This window comes from Pseudactinotalea sp. Z1732, from assembly GCF_049724975.1.
Lineage (GTDB): Bacteria > Actinomycetota > Actinomycetes > Actinomycetales > Beutenbergiaceae > CALKWS01.
Window position 1 is genome coordinate 248,666 of the sequence record NZ_JBMPQC010000001.1, and the last position, 14,468, is coordinate 263,133.

General features: G+C 69.5%; 15 protein-coding genes. 6 read left to right on the forward strand and 9 right to left on the reverse strand.

Annotation, left to right across the window (positions count from 1 at the left end):
- Positions 1-88 precede the first annotated feature (88 nt).
- Entirely contained in the window at positions 89-2,389 is a 2,301-nt protein-coding gene (gene purL, locus ACPL7H_RS01195) for a phosphoribosylformylglycinamidine synthase subunit PurL (RefSeq protein ID WP_424795342.1), read from the reverse strand.
- Positions 2,390-2,583: 194 nt separating this feature from the next.
- Between purL and ACPL7H_RS01200 the strand changes: the two genes are divergently transcribed.
- Positions 2,584-2,982: a DUF3054 domain-containing protein gene (locus tag ACPL7H_RS01200; RefSeq protein WP_424795343.1), complete on the forward strand. Its 399-nt coding sequence runs from the start codon at positions 2,584-2,586 to the stop codon at positions 2,980-2,982.
- Positions 2,979-3,431, forward strand: a complete 453-nt coding sequence (locus tag ACPL7H_RS01205) for a spore germination protein GerW family protein (RefSeq protein ID WP_424795344.1) — start codon at positions 2,979-2,981, stop codon at positions 3,429-3,431. The genes ACPL7H_RS01200 and ACPL7H_RS01205 overlap by 4 nt, the downstream gene beginning before the upstream one ends.
- Before the next feature lie 123 nt (positions 3,432-3,554).
- Here the strand turns inward: ACPL7H_RS01205 and ACPL7H_RS01210 are convergent, their stop codons facing one another.
- The 3 genes from ACPL7H_RS01210 to ACPL7H_RS01220 form a co-directional block, all read right to left on the reverse strand.
- Positions 3,555-4,565 (reverse strand): GDSL-type esterase/lipase family protein, encoded by a 1,011-nt coding sequence (locus ACPL7H_RS01210; protein WP_424795345.1) that lies wholly within the window; start codon positions 4,563-4,565, stop codon positions 3,555-3,557.
- A 63-nt stretch (positions 4,566-4,628) separates the two neighbouring features.
- Complete coding sequence (locus tag ACPL7H_RS01215; protein ID WP_424786902.1) at positions 4,629-5,057, reverse strand: VOC family protein; 429 nt, start codon at positions 5,055-5,057, stop codon at positions 4,629-4,631.
- Positions 5,058-5,135: 78 nt separating this feature from the next.
- Positions 5,136-6,323, reverse strand: coding sequence for a pyridoxal phosphate-dependent aminotransferase (locus ACPL7H_RS01220; RefSeq protein ID WP_424795346.1), 1,188 nt, complete (start codon positions 6,321-6,323; stop codon positions 5,136-5,138).
- A gap of 143 nt (positions 6,324-6,466) precedes the next feature.
- On the opposite strand from ACPL7H_RS01220, the gene ACPL7H_RS01225 reads away from it, so the two are divergent.
- Positions 6,467-7,342, forward strand: a complete 876-nt coding sequence (locus ACPL7H_RS01225; protein WP_424795347.1) for a hypothetical protein — start codon at positions 6,467-6,469, stop codon at positions 7,340-7,342.
- A gap of 3 nt (positions 7,343-7,345) precedes the next feature.
- Here the strand turns inward: ACPL7H_RS01225 and ACPL7H_RS01230 are convergent, their stop codons facing one another.
- Complete coding sequence (locus ACPL7H_RS01230) at positions 7,346-7,804, reverse strand: hypothetical protein (protein ID WP_424795348.1); 459 nt, start codon at positions 7,802-7,804, stop codon at positions 7,346-7,348.
- A gap of 55 nt (positions 7,805-7,859) precedes the next feature.
- Positions 7,860-8,705, reverse strand: coding sequence for an aldo/keto reductase (locus ACPL7H_RS01235; RefSeq protein ID WP_424795349.1), 846 nt, complete (start codon positions 8,703-8,705; stop codon positions 7,860-7,862).
- A 154-nt stretch (positions 8,706-8,859) separates the two neighbouring features.
- Between ACPL7H_RS01235 and ACPL7H_RS01240 the strand changes: the two genes are divergently transcribed.
- Both ACPL7H_RS01240 and ACPL7H_RS01245 read left to right on the forward strand, forming a co-directional pair.
- Positions 8,860-9,546: a hypothetical protein gene (locus tag ACPL7H_RS01240; protein WP_424795350.1), complete on the forward strand. Its 687-nt coding sequence runs from the start codon at positions 8,860-8,862 to the stop codon at positions 9,544-9,546.
- 70 nt (positions 9,547-9,616) lie between these two features.
- A complete protein-coding gene (locus tag ACPL7H_RS01245) occupies positions 9,617-10,639 on the forward strand; it encodes an LLM class flavin-dependent oxidoreductase (protein WP_424795351.1) in 1,023 nt (340 codons plus the stop codon).
- Positions 10,640-10,981: 342 nt separating this feature from the next.
- Here ACPL7H_RS01245 and ACPL7H_RS01250 read toward each other — a convergent pair whose 3' ends face one another.
- The 3 genes from ACPL7H_RS01250 to ACPL7H_RS01260 form a co-directional block, all read right to left on the reverse strand.
- Positions 10,982-11,404 carry a hypothetical protein gene (locus ACPL7H_RS01250; protein ID WP_424795352.1) on the reverse strand — a complete coding sequence of 141 codons (423 nt, stop codon included), beginning with the start codon at positions 11,402-11,404 and terminating at the stop codon, positions 10,982-10,984.
- Positions 11,405-11,520: 116 nt separating this feature from the next.
- The gene (locus ACPL7H_RS01255) at positions 11,521-12,762 is read right to left on the reverse strand and encodes an NAD(P)H-binding protein (protein ID WP_424795353.1); all 1,242 of its coding nucleotides are present in this window, start codon (positions 12,760-12,762) and stop codon (positions 11,521-11,523) included.
- A complete protein-coding gene (locus ACPL7H_RS01260; RefSeq protein ID WP_424795354.1) occupies positions 12,759-13,721 on the reverse strand; it encodes a zinc-binding dehydrogenase in 963 nt (320 codons plus the stop codon). Before ACPL7H_RS01260 ends, ACPL7H_RS01255 begins: the two co-directional genes overlap by 4 nt.
- Positions 13,722-13,812: 91 nt before the next feature.
- On the opposite strand from ACPL7H_RS01260, the gene ACPL7H_RS01265 reads away from it, so the two are divergent.
- Positions 13,813-14,436 carry a TetR/AcrR family transcriptional regulator gene (locus ACPL7H_RS01265; protein WP_424795355.1) on the forward strand — a complete coding sequence of 208 codons (624 nt, stop codon included), beginning with the start codon at positions 13,813-13,815 and terminating at the stop codon, positions 14,434-14,436.
- Positions 14,437-14,468 lie beyond the last annotated feature (32 nt).

Below are 14,468 nucleotides of genomic sequence, written 5' to 3' on the forward strand. Positions count from 1 at the left end.
GAGCGAGCCCTACAGGTATCGCCCTGGGCGGCAACTATCGCCCTCAGCGCCCCGGGGCTGCGCACCGGCCGGAGGGGGATCGGGCGGGTCAACCGAAGATGGCCGGCAGAGTGGCGTGGTGGGCCTGCTCCAACTCGGCAATGGACAGACTGAACTGTCCGGCCAGATCCAGCCCCACGCCGTCGTCGCTCACACCCAGGCGCAGCACCGGCACGCCGTGCTGGGCGGCCAGGTCGATCACCGCATCGGCCTCGGTGGTGGCCACCAGCGCCCGGGCGGTGGACTCGGAGAACAGTGCCGTGGCCGCATCCACGCCGTCGCGCTCCAGCAGCGGCGCCAGGTCGAGCCGTGCCCCGACCCCGAAGCGAAGCACCGACTCGGTCAGCGACTGGATCAGCCCGCCCTGGGACAGGTCGTGGCTGGCGCTGACCAGACCCCGGCCCACACCGGCGATCAACACCCGGGCCAGCGCCTGCTCGGCGTCCAGGTTCACCGCCGGCGGCAGCCCGCCCAGGTGGGAGTGCACCACATCGGCCCACACCGACCCGGACAACTCGGTCGCGGTGGTGCCCAGCAGCAGGATCTCCTGCCCGGCCTCGGACCAGCCCGAGGGGACCACCGCGCCCACGTCGTCCAGGAGCCCGAGCACCCCGACCACCGGCGTGGGATGGATCGAAGCGTCGATGTGCCCCGGTGGCAGATCCGCGGACTTGGTGGAGTTGTACAGCGAGACGTTGCCTCCGGTCACCGGGATGCCCAGGGCCAGGCACGCATCGGCAAGCCCGGTGATGGAGCGCACCAGTTGCCACATCGCGTCGGAGTCCTCCGGCGAGCCGAAGTTCAGGCAGTCGGTCACCGCCAGCGGCTGCGCGCCCACGGTGGCCACGTTCCGGTAGGCCTCGGCCAGGGCATGTTGGGCGCCCACGTAGGGATCGAGTTTGCTGAACCGCCCGTTGGCGTCGGTGGCCAGGGCCACCCCGAGCCCACTGGACTCGTCCACGCGCACCACACCCGCGTCGTCGGGCTGGGCCAGGGCGGTGTTGCCCTGCACGTACCGGTCGTACTGGTCGGTGACCCAGGACTTGCTCGCCAGGTTCGCGCTGGAGAGCACCGCCAGCACCTGCTCGCGCAGTTCGTCCACGGCGGCCGGCCGGACCAGCGCCTCGGCGACGTCGGCGTTCAGCCCCGCCTGCCACGTCGGTTCGGCATAGGGCCGGTCGTACACCGGGCCGTCATGGGCCACGGTGCGCGGGTCCACGTCCACGATCCGCTCACCGTCGTGGTCGATGATGAGGCGTCCGGTGCCGGTGACCTCCCCGATCACGGCGGCCTCGACGTCCCAGCGCTCGGTGATGGCCAGGAACTGCTCCAGTTTCTCCGGAGCCACCACCGCCATCATCCGCTCCTGGGACTCGCTCATCAGGATCTCACCGGCCGTCAGGGTCGGGTCACGCAGCAGCACGTTCTCCAGGTCCACGTGCATGCCGCCGTCCCCGTTGGAGGCCAGTTCGGAGGTGGCACAGGAGATCCCGGCGGCTCCCAGGTCCTGGATACCCTCGACCACCCGGGCGGCGAAGAGTTCCAGGCAGCACTCGATCAGGACCTTCTCCATGAAGGGGTCACCCACCTGCACGCTCGGGCGCTTGGCGCGCTTGTCCGCATCGAAGGTGGCGCTGGACAGGATCGAAGCGCCCCCGATCCCGTCGCCGCCGGTGCGGGCCCCGAACAGCACCACCTTGTTGCCCACGCCCTCGGCGTTGGCCAGGTGGATGTCCTCGTGCCGCAGCACCCCCACGGCCAGTGCGTTGACGAGCGGGTTGCGCTGGTAGGCGGCGTCGAACACCGTCTCGCCGCCGATGTTGGGCAGTCCCAGGGAGTTGCCGTAACCGCCGATGCCGGAGACCACGCCGTGCACCATCCGCTGGGTGTCGGGGTGGTCGGGCGCACCGAAGCGGAGTTGGTCCATCACCGCGACCGGCCGTGCGCCCATGGAGATGATGTCGCGCACGATGCCGCCCACACCGGTGGCCGCGCCCTGGTATGGCTCGACGTAACTGGGGCTGTTGTGCGACTCCACCTTGAACGTCACCGCCCAGCCCTCGCCGATGTCGACCACGCCGGCGTTCTGCCCGATCCCGACGAGCAGCCGCGCTCGCATCTCCTCGCTGGTTTTGGCACCGAACTGCGACAGGTGCTTCTTGGAGGACTTGTAGGAGCAGTGCTCGGACCACATCACCGAGTACATCGCCAGTTCCGCGGCGGTGGGCCGCCGGCCGAGGAGTTCGCGGATCTCGGCGTACTCCTCGGTGTTCAAGCCGAGTTCGGCATAGGGCTGGGTTGCCTCAGGGGTGGCCTCGGCATGGGCGACGGTGTCGGCGGTGTGCGTCAACGAAGGGTCCTCTACGTGGCTCGGGGCAACGTAACGTAATCTACCCTCGTCCGCCTGCGGGATCGCACGACGGCGGAGCCCGGCTCGCCGAACGGCGGCGGACGACGGCGGAGCCCGGGCAAGCGGGCGGGCCCGCGGCCGCCCAATCGGCTGGATCGGTGTACACCGGGCACCTCGCGGGTGAGGATGGAGGTATGCGCCTCGTCAGCATCGCCCTGGATCTGTTGGTGGTGCTCGCATTCGCGGTGGCCGGGCGGGCCAGCCACTACGACACGGTCACACCCACCGGTGTGCTGCAGACAGCCTGGCCCTTCGCCGTCGGGGTGCTGGTTGCCTGGGTGATCGCCGGGCGCACCCGGTGGGCGCTGCGCAGCCTGCGCTCGGGCCTGCTGATCTGGCCGATCACGTTGGCCCTCGGCATGGGGCTACGGTTGTTGAGTGGCGAGGGTACGGCACTGGCGTTCGTCCTGGTCGCCACCGGTGTGCTGGGACTGGGCCTGCTCGGGTGGCGCGTCGTTGCGGCACTCCTGGTCCCGCGGGCACCGGGGGCGCGTCACGTATCGGAATCGGACTCCACTGGAGGAATCACATGAGCGAGCAGGAATCACGCGATCACGTTGAGCAGGGTCAATCCCTCGGGGATGCGAACCTTCCCGTCGAGGCCGCCCGCGACACCCAGAATGTGCGCCGCGCCTTCGGTGAGGCGTACCAGGCCGATGGTGCCACGATCATCCCGGTGGCCAAGGTGATGGGTGGCGGTGGCATGGGCTTCGGCTCCGGGGGCGGCGACACCACCCACGCCCAGCACGCCGAGGGCTCCGGAGGCGGCGGCGGCTTCGGCACCCGCGTCAAGCCGTTGGGGGTCTATTCGGTCCGGGACGGGCAGGTCAAGTGGGAGCCGGCCATCGACGTCAACCGCGCGATCATCGGCGGACAGGCCCTGGTCACGGTGCTGATCGTGGCGTGGGCGTGCGTGCGGCGCGCGCGGCACAAGGCCCGCCGCTGGGACTACCTCTCGGCACGCGCGGCCGCCCGCGGCTGAGCACCACTCAGTCTCCGCGGGTCAGTTCGCCGGTGCACGGCTCGCAGACCACCGGCTGAGGTCGGTGGCCGGAACACCGGTTCGGGCGCCCTAGCCTGCCGGCGCACCGGTTCGGGCGCCGCCCTAAGGTGCCGCGGCGGTGAGCGAACCGAGAACCGGCGCCAGACGCTGGGCCATCAACTCATAACCCTCACCGTCGGGGTGCAGACCGTCGGGCAACAGGTGTGCCTCGTGCAAGCCCAGGACCTCCAAGCCGTCGACCAGGTGGACATCGTCATCGTCGGTCTGCAGCACCTGCACCACCTCGGTGATGTCGGCGCGCATCTGCTCCAGCGTCATCCCGGCGTGGTTGGGCGTGGCCTCCCGCTCCGGGCTGGCGATCGGGGTGATCACCGCGATCGGTGCGTTCGGGTGGGCGTCGCGGACCTGTTCGATGAAACCGGAGACGTGCGGGGCGAAGGAGCGTTCGTTGAACGTCGAACCGCCGTAGATGTTGATGCCCAGGCACAGCGCGATCAGGTCGGCCGGGACCGCGGCGATGGTGCGGGCGGCGATCGGGTCCAGGTGGCACTGGCCCGAATATCCCAGGCAGGTCAGATCCCAGCCGTGGGACTGCGCCACCAGCGCCGGCCAGGTGCGGCTGGGTCCGTAGGCGGCCGAGCACAGCGTGATCGAACTGCCGTAGGTGGTCAGGCGCCGCCCGGGTTCGATCCGCTCCACCACCTCCGCATCATGGAGTTCCAACTCCCCGATGCGGGTCGGTCCGGCCTGCGGGAGCCACACCTGCACCTCATGTGCGCCGGGGGGCAGTGAGACCCGGACGTCGCTCACACCCACCGGAAGGTCCATCCGGGCGTGCAGTTCGCCGTCGACCACCACATCCAGCAGCGCCGCGCGCTCGGTGGAGGAATACTCGATCGGCAGCCGCAACGCGCGGGCGTCGGTGCGGAACTCCGCCCGCACCCCGGTGGGCATCCGGGCGACCTCCAGCAGGGTGGGCGCATGGGCCCGCGCGGTCCGCTCCGGCAGCACCCGCCAGGGTTGCCACCACTGCGCTTCCGGCACCCAGCCCACCGCCCCGGGCCAGAACGGACTGTCGACGGAGGGACGCAGGATGCCGGCTTCGGTGCTCACGACCGGCCATCCTAGCCAGGCCGGGCGCGCGGGTGAGACCAGATCCGTCCCGTGCGGTCGGGGCTAGGACCCGGTGCCGGGCAGCACCAACTGGCCGATCGGTCCGGGGTTCACCGCGATCTCCCAGCGGTATCCGTCGGGATCGGCGAAGTAGCCGGAGTATCCGCCCCATTCCCGTCGCACCGCGTCCTGGATCGGGTCGGCGCCCAGTCCACGAGCGCGCGCGAGGATGGCGTCGACCTCCTCGGGGGTGGCCACGTTGTGCGCCAGCGTGATCGGCGGGGCACCCGCACCCCGGGCGATCGGACCGACCTCGGCCTCGAACGCACCGGCATCCCACAGGCTCAGCACCAGGTGCCGGCCGGTCCGGATCATCAGGACCTCTCCGGGCACGTCCACTTCCGCCCGCCAGCCGAGCCCGTCCAGGTAGAAGGCTCGGGTGGCATCGAGGTCACGCACCGCCAGGGTGATGAAGCTGATCCGTTGGTCCATGACGCACACGATGCCACGGACCACCGACAACACCCCGGGAGCGGCGGCGCGCCGAGCGCAACCGCCGCGCCCCCGGGCTCACCGGTTCTGGAAGCGCTCGATCCTGCGGACCGCCTCGGTCAGCTCCTCCGGTTCGCCCGCGAAGGACAGCCGCACGAACTGGTCGCCGTTCTCACGGTCGAAGTCCACACCCGGGGTGATCGCCACACCATCGGTCTCCAGCAACTGCGCGCACCAGTCCACCGACGAGGTGTAGCGCCCCATCCCCTCGGCCAGCCCGGCCCAGAGGTAGAAGGCCCCGTCCGCCGAGGCCACCGGTCCCCACCCGAGCCTGGGCAGTTCGGACAGCAGGGCCTCCCGGCTGCGGCTCATCTTGGCCACCCGGGCCTCGGCCTCGGCGTAGGCCGCATCACTGAACGCTCCGAACGCGGCAGCCTGCGCCGGTGCGGGCGGGCAGAGGGCGACGTTGCCGGCCAGGCCCGCGACGGCGTCGAGCAGGTCCGGCGGCACCAGCGCCCAGCCCAGTCGCCACCCGGTCATCCCCCAGTACTTGGAGAAGGAGGAGATCACCACCGACGTGGGCTGCGGGCTCACGTCCCAGGCGCACACGCCGTGAGCGTCGGGACCCCCGGCCCCGGAGTAGGTGATGCCGTGGTAGATCTCATCGCTGATCAGGCGCACGTCGTTGGCGCTGCACCAGGCATCCAGCGCGGTCAGCCGCGCCCGGTCGATCATGGTGCCGGTGGGGTTGGCCGGGGAGGCAAGCATCAGCCCGTCGATCCTGCCGTGGGCGGCCAGCACGTCGTCGAGCATCTGTGTGGTGGGCTGGAAGCCAACCTCCGGCCCACAGTCCAGGTCCACCACGTCGCAGCCCAGCACCCTCAGGATGTTCCCGTAGGCGGGGTAGCCGGGCCGCACCAGCACGACGACGTCCCCTGGGTCGAACGCGGCCAGGAACGTCAGCATGAACGCACCGGAGGAGCCGGTGGTGACCACCACCTGCTCGGCATCGACCTCCATGCCGTACCAGCGCCGGTAGTGCCCGGCGATGGCCCGGCGCAGCTCCTGCAATCCCATCGGGGAGGTGTAACCGAAGTCCTGGGGGCTGACGGCGGCGTGCTCGCGCACCGCCTGCAGGGCGCCTCCGGAGGGTTCCCCGGCGCACAGGTTGATCACGTCCCGGCCCTGAGCGCGCAACCTGGCCACCTGGTCCAGCAGCATCATGACCTGGAAGGAGGGTACGGCTGATCGGGTGGAGGCTCGCATGCTCACACGGTACCCACGCATCGGCCGTGGGGCCCCCGCTCCAGGGGGCGCGAGGCCCGCGCTCGAGGGCTGTCGCCGCGTACCCGTGACGACGGGGGCCGGCTGTGCCAGGCTGGGCCGCATCAGGGAGGAAGGAGGGGGAGGTGGCCTCCGTCCGGTCCGCGCCGTCCCATCGCCACGAGATGCAGGCGACCTACCGGTACCTGCGCCTGGCCATCATCCTGCTCACCGCGCTGCTGCTGCTGAGTGTGGCCCTGCAGATCGGGGCGGACGACGGCGAGGTCCTCGCCTCGGTCAGTGCCTACTACTACACCCCCGCCCGGGACGTCTTCGTGGCCAGCCTGTGCGCGATCGGCACCTGCCTGATCATCCACCGCGGTCGTAGCGACACCGAGGACGTGCTGTTGAACTTCGCCGGTTACCTCAGCTTCATCGTCGCGTTCGTGCCGACCAGCCCGGCCCACGCCGTGGGCGAGGGCGGCTCCCGCCTGCCCGATGACCTCACCCAGGCCCTGACGCAGAACACCTGGGCCGTGCTGGCGGTGGTCCTGGTGGCCTTCATCCTGGAGCTCGTGGTGGTGCCGCAGCGGGAGCGGCACCTGCACAGCCGGGGCGGCCGCATCGTGCTGATCGCCGGCCTGCTGGCGTACCTGGGCCTGGCGGGGGTGTTCATGTTCGCCCGCGACACCTTCCTGGCCTACGGTCACGGTGCCGCCGCGATCATCCTGTTCATCTGCGTGGTGGCCCTGGTGGGGATCAACGCCACGGCGTTGTCCCGTGCGCGCGCGGCCAACGGGATCGGGCGCCGCCGCCGGTGGGCGAACTGGTACTCCTTCGGCTTCGTGCTGATGATCGTGACCGTGGGAGTGGTGCTCGGCCCGGTGCGGGTGGTGCTGCCGCAGTGGGTGTTCGTGCTCGAGGCCGCCTTGATCCTGCAGTTCATGGCCTTCTGGGTGACCCAGACCGTCGAGCGCTGGCACGCCCCGACCCGCCGCGCAGACTCCCTGGTGCCGGGCTGATCCTCACGGGTCCAGCACCAGGAACATCCCACCCATCAGCGGCCCCAGCGTGAGCAGCGACAGGATCGCGGTAATGAGACCGATCGCGCGCTGGCGCCCGACGCTCAGATCCTGGGCGCCGACTTCGTGCAGCCGCCCGTCCCGCCGGTAGAGCTCGAAGTCGTGGTGCAACTCCCCCAGCCGGCTTCCCTTGCCCGGTATCGCGTCCAGCACCAGCGGGGCCAGGGACATCGCTCCCACTCCGAGCACCATCAACCGCACGTGCGCCCCCACCCCGCGATCGGTCATCTGCACCAGTACCACCGCAACGATCACGGCGAACGCGAACACCGTGCCGTACACCAGGAGGGCACGCTTGGGCGTTCGCACCATCCTGAGCAACCAGGGCACGTACGTCGGCCCCAACGCCCATCGCGCACCGATCCCCCAGGCCGTCCAGACGATCAAGTAGATGAAGAGCATGCCTGGTGTGACGCGTATAGACCGGCACTGGCGTCAGCGTCCCGATCCTGCCCGGTCACATCTCCTCGTGGGTGTTCGGGTCGCCCCCGAACCGGCGCCCGTCGGCACGGGTGAGCGCGCTGATCGCGGTGACCTCCTCCTCGGTGAGGGCGAATCCGGCCAGGTCCAGGTTCTGGGCCTGGCGGCCGGGGTCACCGGACTTCGGCAGCGGCTGTGCGCCCAGGTGAAGGTGCCATCGCAGGATCACCTGCCCCGGGCTGACGTCGTGACGCTCAGCGGCTGCGGCGATCGCGGGCGCGTCGAAGGGCACCGTGCCCTTGCCCAGCGGGCTCCAGGACTGGGTCAGCACCCCGCGTCCGACGTGATCGGTGCGCATCTGCTCCTGGGTGAAGTAGGGGTGCATCTCGATCTGGTTCAGTGCCGGGGTCACTCCGGTGGCGTCGATGATCCGGTCCAGGTGCCCGGTGGTGAAGTTGGAGACGCCGATGGAGCGCACGAGTTCACGCTCACGCACCTCGACCAGCGCCTCCCACGCCTGGACGTACAAACCCTGGCTCGGGTTGGGCCAGTGGATCAGCACCACGTCCAGGTAGTCCAGGCCCAGGGTGCGCAGTGAGTCCTCCACGCTCCGCACGGCCTTGTCCTTGGCATGATCACGTCCGGGCACCTTGGTGGCCACGAGCACATCGGCGCGGTCCAGGTCGCTGCTACGCACGGCCTTGCCCACCTCGGCCTCGTTGCCGTAGTTCACCGCGGTGTCCACGTACCGGTACCCGGCCTCCAAGGCGCTGCGAAAGGCGTTCAGGCCGTCCTCGCCGCGAAGCCCGCTGGTGCCGAACCCGACGGCGGGCAGTCGGTTGCCGTCATTGAGCGGGAAGTCCGCCAGTCCTGGTGAGTCCATGTCGGCTACGGTAGCGGGCCCGCCGCCGCATCGCGCTTCCTGCCCCACCGCGGTCCCCTGCGACCCTCCGCCGCCCCCGGCGCACGTGGCGCACGCGGCGCAGGCGCTGAGAAACTCCTGGAGCGATCGCGCCGGCAATGGCACGATCTAGGAGATGGAGAGCCTGCCCGACTTCTGGTTGCCCCGGCCGGAGGGGGCCACTGCCAGCAGCCGGGAGCGGTTCGAGGCGCTGTGGGAGCACGCACTCAGCCGGGGACCGGCCGATCCGGTGCCCTATCGGCTGGCGGAACCGAAGTGGCAGTTCCTCTGCCACATCGCTGACCACGCCGACGTCGTCCTGCATGGCTCACAGGATCCGGCGATCGAACTGTTCGAACCACGCAAGGCCGACGACGTCATCGAGTTCGGTGACCGCGAGGCCGTCTATGCCGCCACCGACGGGATCTGGCCGATGTACTACGCGATCCTCGATCGGGCACGGAACCCGATGTCCCTGACGAATGCCTGCATCCGCATCCAGGGCCCTTCCGGGGAGTGGAGCGATCCCTACTACTACTTCTCCATCACCGACGCCGCCCTGGTCCGCCGGCCCTGGCGGACCGGCACGGTGTACGTGCTTCCCGGTGAGACCTTCACCGTCCAGCCCCCGATGGCGGGAGCCCTCGGCACCGTCCAGCCGGCACAGGCGGCCAGCGCAGTGCCGGTACGACCACTGGCCAAGGTCACCGTGAACCCGGAGGACTTCCCGTTCCTCCACCAGATCCGCGGTCACGACGACCGGGTCCTCCAGGAACGCGCCACCAAGGATCCCAACGGCTTTCCCTGGCTGACCGACCCGTGAGCCCCGCCTGCTCCCGGCCCCACGCGCACCGAGCGCGGAATACCTGCGCCCGCCAGGCGTTGCCGCCAACGTGAAGAACATCGGATTCCTCTCGTTCGGCCACTGGACCCCGCACCCGCAATCGAAGACCCAGTCGGCGTCCGACGCCCTGCTGCAGTCGATCGACCTGGCCGTCGCCGCGGAGGAGGCCGGGGCCGACGGCGCCTACTTCCGGGTGCACCACTACGCCCGCCAGCTGGCCTCCCCGTTTCCGCTGCTGGCCGCCATCGGGGCACGGACCAGCCGCATCGAGATCGGCACCGGCGTGATCGACATGCGGTACGAGAACCCGATGTACATGGCCGAGGACGCCGGGGCGGCGGACCTCATCGCCGGCGGTCGGCTGCAACTGGGCATCAGCCGCGGATCCCCGGAGCAGGTGATCGAGGGGTGGCGCTACTTCGGATATCAACCCCCGGAGGGTAAGACCGATGCGGACATGGCCAGGATGCACACCGAGGTGCTGCTGCAGGTGCTGACCGGTGAGGGCTTTGCCGAACCGAACCCCAGGCCGATGTTTCCCAACCCGCCCGGACTGTTGCGTATCGAGCCGCACTCACCCGGGCTGCGGCAGCGGATCTGGTGGGGCGCCGGATCCAACGCCACAGCCGAATGGGCCGCCGAACTCGGAATGAACCTGATGAGTTCCACCCTGAAGGACGATGAGGACGGCCGTCCCTTCCACGTCCAGCAGGCCGCGCAGATCGAGGCCTTCCGCGCCTCCTGGGCCCACGCCGGGCACGAGTTCGAACCACGGGTCTCGGTCAGCCGGAGCATCATCCCGATCGTGGACGGTACCGACGCCCACTACTTCGGCGGTGAGCGTTCCAGCAAGGACCAGGTCGGCATGATCGACGCCAGCACCCAGGCGATCTTCGGTCGGTCCTACGCCGATGAGCCCGACGCCCTGGTCGAGCAACTTCGCCAGGACGAGGCCGTCGCTGCCGCCGACACCCTGCTCATCACGGTCCCCAACCAACTGGGCGTGGAGTACAACACCCGCATCATCGAGAACCTGCTCACCCACGTCGCCCCGGGCCTGGGCTGGCGCTGACCGCGACCGAGCGAACGGCGTCCCTCGGCGAGCCGAGAGACGGAGGCATCAGGTGCCCGCGGTTCTCGCCTCACGTCAGACGTCGTCGCGCCACGTGAGCGCACATGTTGAACGGTGGCAGCAACGTCGTCTGCGGGCCACGGACGTGTCAGCGCGGGAGGCGAGCAGTGGCCAGCCCCTGCCGCAGGTCTCTCGTGGGGACGGCAGGTACGTGGAGCTCAACAAGGTCCAGTGTCTCCTGGAGTAGCGCGATGACGGCTTCACATGCCGCGACGGGCTCTTCGCTGCAGACCTGTCGAAGCCGATCGAGGGAAGCGACCGGCAGGTACTCGAACCGTGTCATCACCCGGTGTGCCCACTTGAATCTCGCAGAGTGGGCAAACGGACCTCGTCGGTGTAGGGGCTGCGCGCGCGCCAGGTCCGCACGAGCTCCTGGCCAGTGACGGCACGACCCTCATGGATGGCCGACAACCGCATCTGGTCACGCTGGATGTACTTGCCACCACGACCCAGGACGGCGTCGATCTCGGTGCAGGCGAAGTTGCTGACCGTAGTCGGTATGCCGTCGACGGTGAAGTCTTCGGACCACTCCGCGTCCTCGGGGTCGTAGTCCCACACGGTGGGCAGGGTCCCGCCGGACCCGCGGATGGCGGCGAGCCGGTCCTGGTCCTGGGGTGGGTCGGCCCAGTACACATCGATCTCGATGTCGGAGAACTCGTCGTGGCGTCCGCGTCCCACACTGCCGGCCACGACGGTGGCGCTCACCTTCGGGTTGTGCGCGTAATTGCTTGCCACTCGTTCGGCCGAGTTCCATAGATCCACGCTCTGACCTTTCCATGTGACTGACGTCCTCGGGGACAGCAGTCGCGGCGCCGTCCGTGCTAAGGATTCAGGTAGTAGAAGACCTCCTCGCGCACGATCCTGCTGCTGGCTACGGCGCAAACGGACATCTTGACGATGCGGAACCGTTCACCCGTCTGGCGATCTCTCATGCCAAACGTGAAGCGAATCGCGAAACGGTCGCCCCCCACCAGGGGGTCGTCCACCTGAACCGATTCCATGTCCGCACCCTCGACCTGGCGTTGGGCGTTCTCCGCGATCGCCGGCAGGCCCCGTACCTCACGTTCGACGCCACCGTCCTCCAAGGGCGCGACACGGACGACGTCCTCGGCCAGCAGCCTGCCGGCATCCTCGAGTCTGCCGGTACGGAACGCCTCGGCGTACCGGTGTCCCACCTCGTGCGTGGTGAGTCGTTCGAAGTCGACGCGGTGCAGGCGCACCCAATCCTGGAAGGGCCGAGCCGCCCGTCCCAGGATCTCCTCGATGCCGGTGGTGACCGGTTCGGGACGATCCACCAGTGTCCTCCAGTACCCGAGTGCCTGGTCGGCGAAATCGGCGCCCAGCACCGCCGCGTACTCCTCACGTGCTTCGTCCGGGTCGCGGTGCTCCACACTCAGATCGCGCCCGATGACGTCGCCGATCACGGCGATCTGCTCGCGCTGGGTCATGGTCTGCGGGCCGGTGAGGGAGAAGGCTCGACCGGCCAGTGACGGATCCAGCAGCGCCTTGACTGCGGCCTCAGCCAGATCACGCTGGTCCACGATGGACCGCCCTGCGTCGGGGTGGACCACGCGCACGGTGTCGCCAGTCCGGATCTGCTCGGCCCACTCCAGGGTGTTGGCGGCGAACCCGCCGGCACGCAAGAAGGTCCACGTGCTCGGCGAGCGCTCGAGTGCACGTTCGACCTCGGCGTAGACCCCGGGCTGGACCGCACTTCCCACACCGCCATCGTGGTGCAGGTTCGCGGCCGACAGGTAGACGACGTGCCGCACACTCTCGGTCAGCGCGTCGATCACAGGTGGTATCACAGTCGAGTCGTCGCCGGTCCAGATGAGGAAGGCGGCGTGGGCTCCACGTGCCGCCTCCCGGACAGCGCCGGCGTCCTGCAACGTCCCCTCGATCATGGCCACCTCGGCGGGGAGCCCCGCGGTCAGGGGGTGCCGGACCAATGCTCGTACGGCCACGTCGGCTGCGAGCAGCCCGTCGACGACGTGCCGTCCCGTGCGGCCGGTGGCACCGACGACGAGAACGGTTTGCGGAGGAATGCTGTCGCGCCGGCTCATGGGATCAGCACCGACTTCCCGACGACGCGACGTGCCTCGATCGCCGCATGGGCTTCGGCGGCCCGCTCGAGGGGCCGCTTCTGCCCGAGGACCGGGCGGACCGATCCTGCGGCCAGATGATGCAGCGCTTCTCCGGCATAGCGGTGTGCGTCCTCGTCCGTGAACTCCTCGTCCAGGCCGATCACCCGGAGGTCGCGCTCGGCAGCGAGTGCCTCGATATCGGCCATGTCGCCGGACGCTGCACCGTAGGAGAAGAATCGCCCGCCCCGTCGCAGCAGGCTCGCCGCCTGCTCGCCCAGGGGCCCGCCGGCGCCGTCGAAGACGACATCGACCTGACCGATCCCATCGGCCCAACCCGGCTGGCCGTAGTCGACGGCTGCGGTCGCCCCTCGCTCGCGGGCGAGGTCGACCTTCTGCCGGCCGCGGGCGGCCGCGGTGACGTCGACGCCGGCGGCGGTCAGCAACGGCACCAGCCAGATGCCAATTCCCCCACTGGCGGCCGTGATCAACGCCCTATCACCCGGCGACATTCCGGAGCGGTCAACCCTGCTGACGCCCATGGCACCGTCGTTCAGGACGGCCAAGGCTTCAGCGGAATCGATTCCGGCGGGGATCCGCAGGGCGCGGTCGATACTCGCTGCAGCGAACTCGGCGTAGCCGCCGCCCCGGTACGAGCCCACGGCCGAGGTACTGGTCACCACCCGGGCGCCTCTCCAGTTGTCCTTCACCCCGTCCCCGGTCTCGGTGACGGTGCCCGCGATCCCCACGCCCGGGATGAACGGCGGTTCAACCGTGAAGAAGTCTCGTCCCCAGCCACTTCGCAATTGGGTGTCGAGGAAGAGGATCTCCGCTGCTTCGACCTCGATGACCACCTCGCCGGGTCCCGGTGTCGGTCGCGGGGACTCACGGACTTCTAGGACTTCCGGACCTCCGAAAGCGGTCACGTGCACGCTGCGCATAGGGCTATCACTCCTGGGACTTGTATCGGACTGACTTTGTCCGCTTTAAGGTAACACACACCGGACTAGAATTGTCCGTTAGTGTTGCCCCATGGTTCCCCGCCGCGGACGCCAGGCCGAAGCGCGTCGCAACGACATCCTCGTGCTCGAGGCCGCACTGGACGTGTTCAGCCGTGACCCCGCTGCCCCGATGTCGGCCGTCGCGCAAAGGGCCGGCGTCGGTCAGGCGACGCTTTATCGGCGCTACCCCGCCAAAGAGGCGTTACTCGTGGCGGTGGCCCGGCAAGGACTGCAGTCCATCACCGATCAGGTGCGCTCGGCCCTGGCAGATCCGGACCCCTGGAGCGGGCTGGCTGCCTTCCTGACCTGGTACGCGAACTCCGGCACCCTGCGAATGGGGAGCCTGCTGGGCACCTTCACCCCGCCCGAGGACCTCTACGAACTCGCGCACCGGGGGAACCTGGCGATGCAGGAGCTCGTCGACCGCGCTATCGCAACGGGCCGGGTCAGATCTGACGTCACCGGTGCCGACCTCACCCTGATCGCGACGCAGATCGCGGCGCTCGGCGCCGCCGATGCCGAGCGCACCACGACCCTGCGGCAACGCTACGTCGACCTCGCGCTGCAGGCCCTGGCGCTCACCGAGGCACCTGCGTTGACCGGCCCGGCCCCGGATGCTGCCGAACTCGAGGCACCCTGGCACGAACAGTCCTGAGTCGACTCGCCAGGGGGCCACGGCGCGCCCGT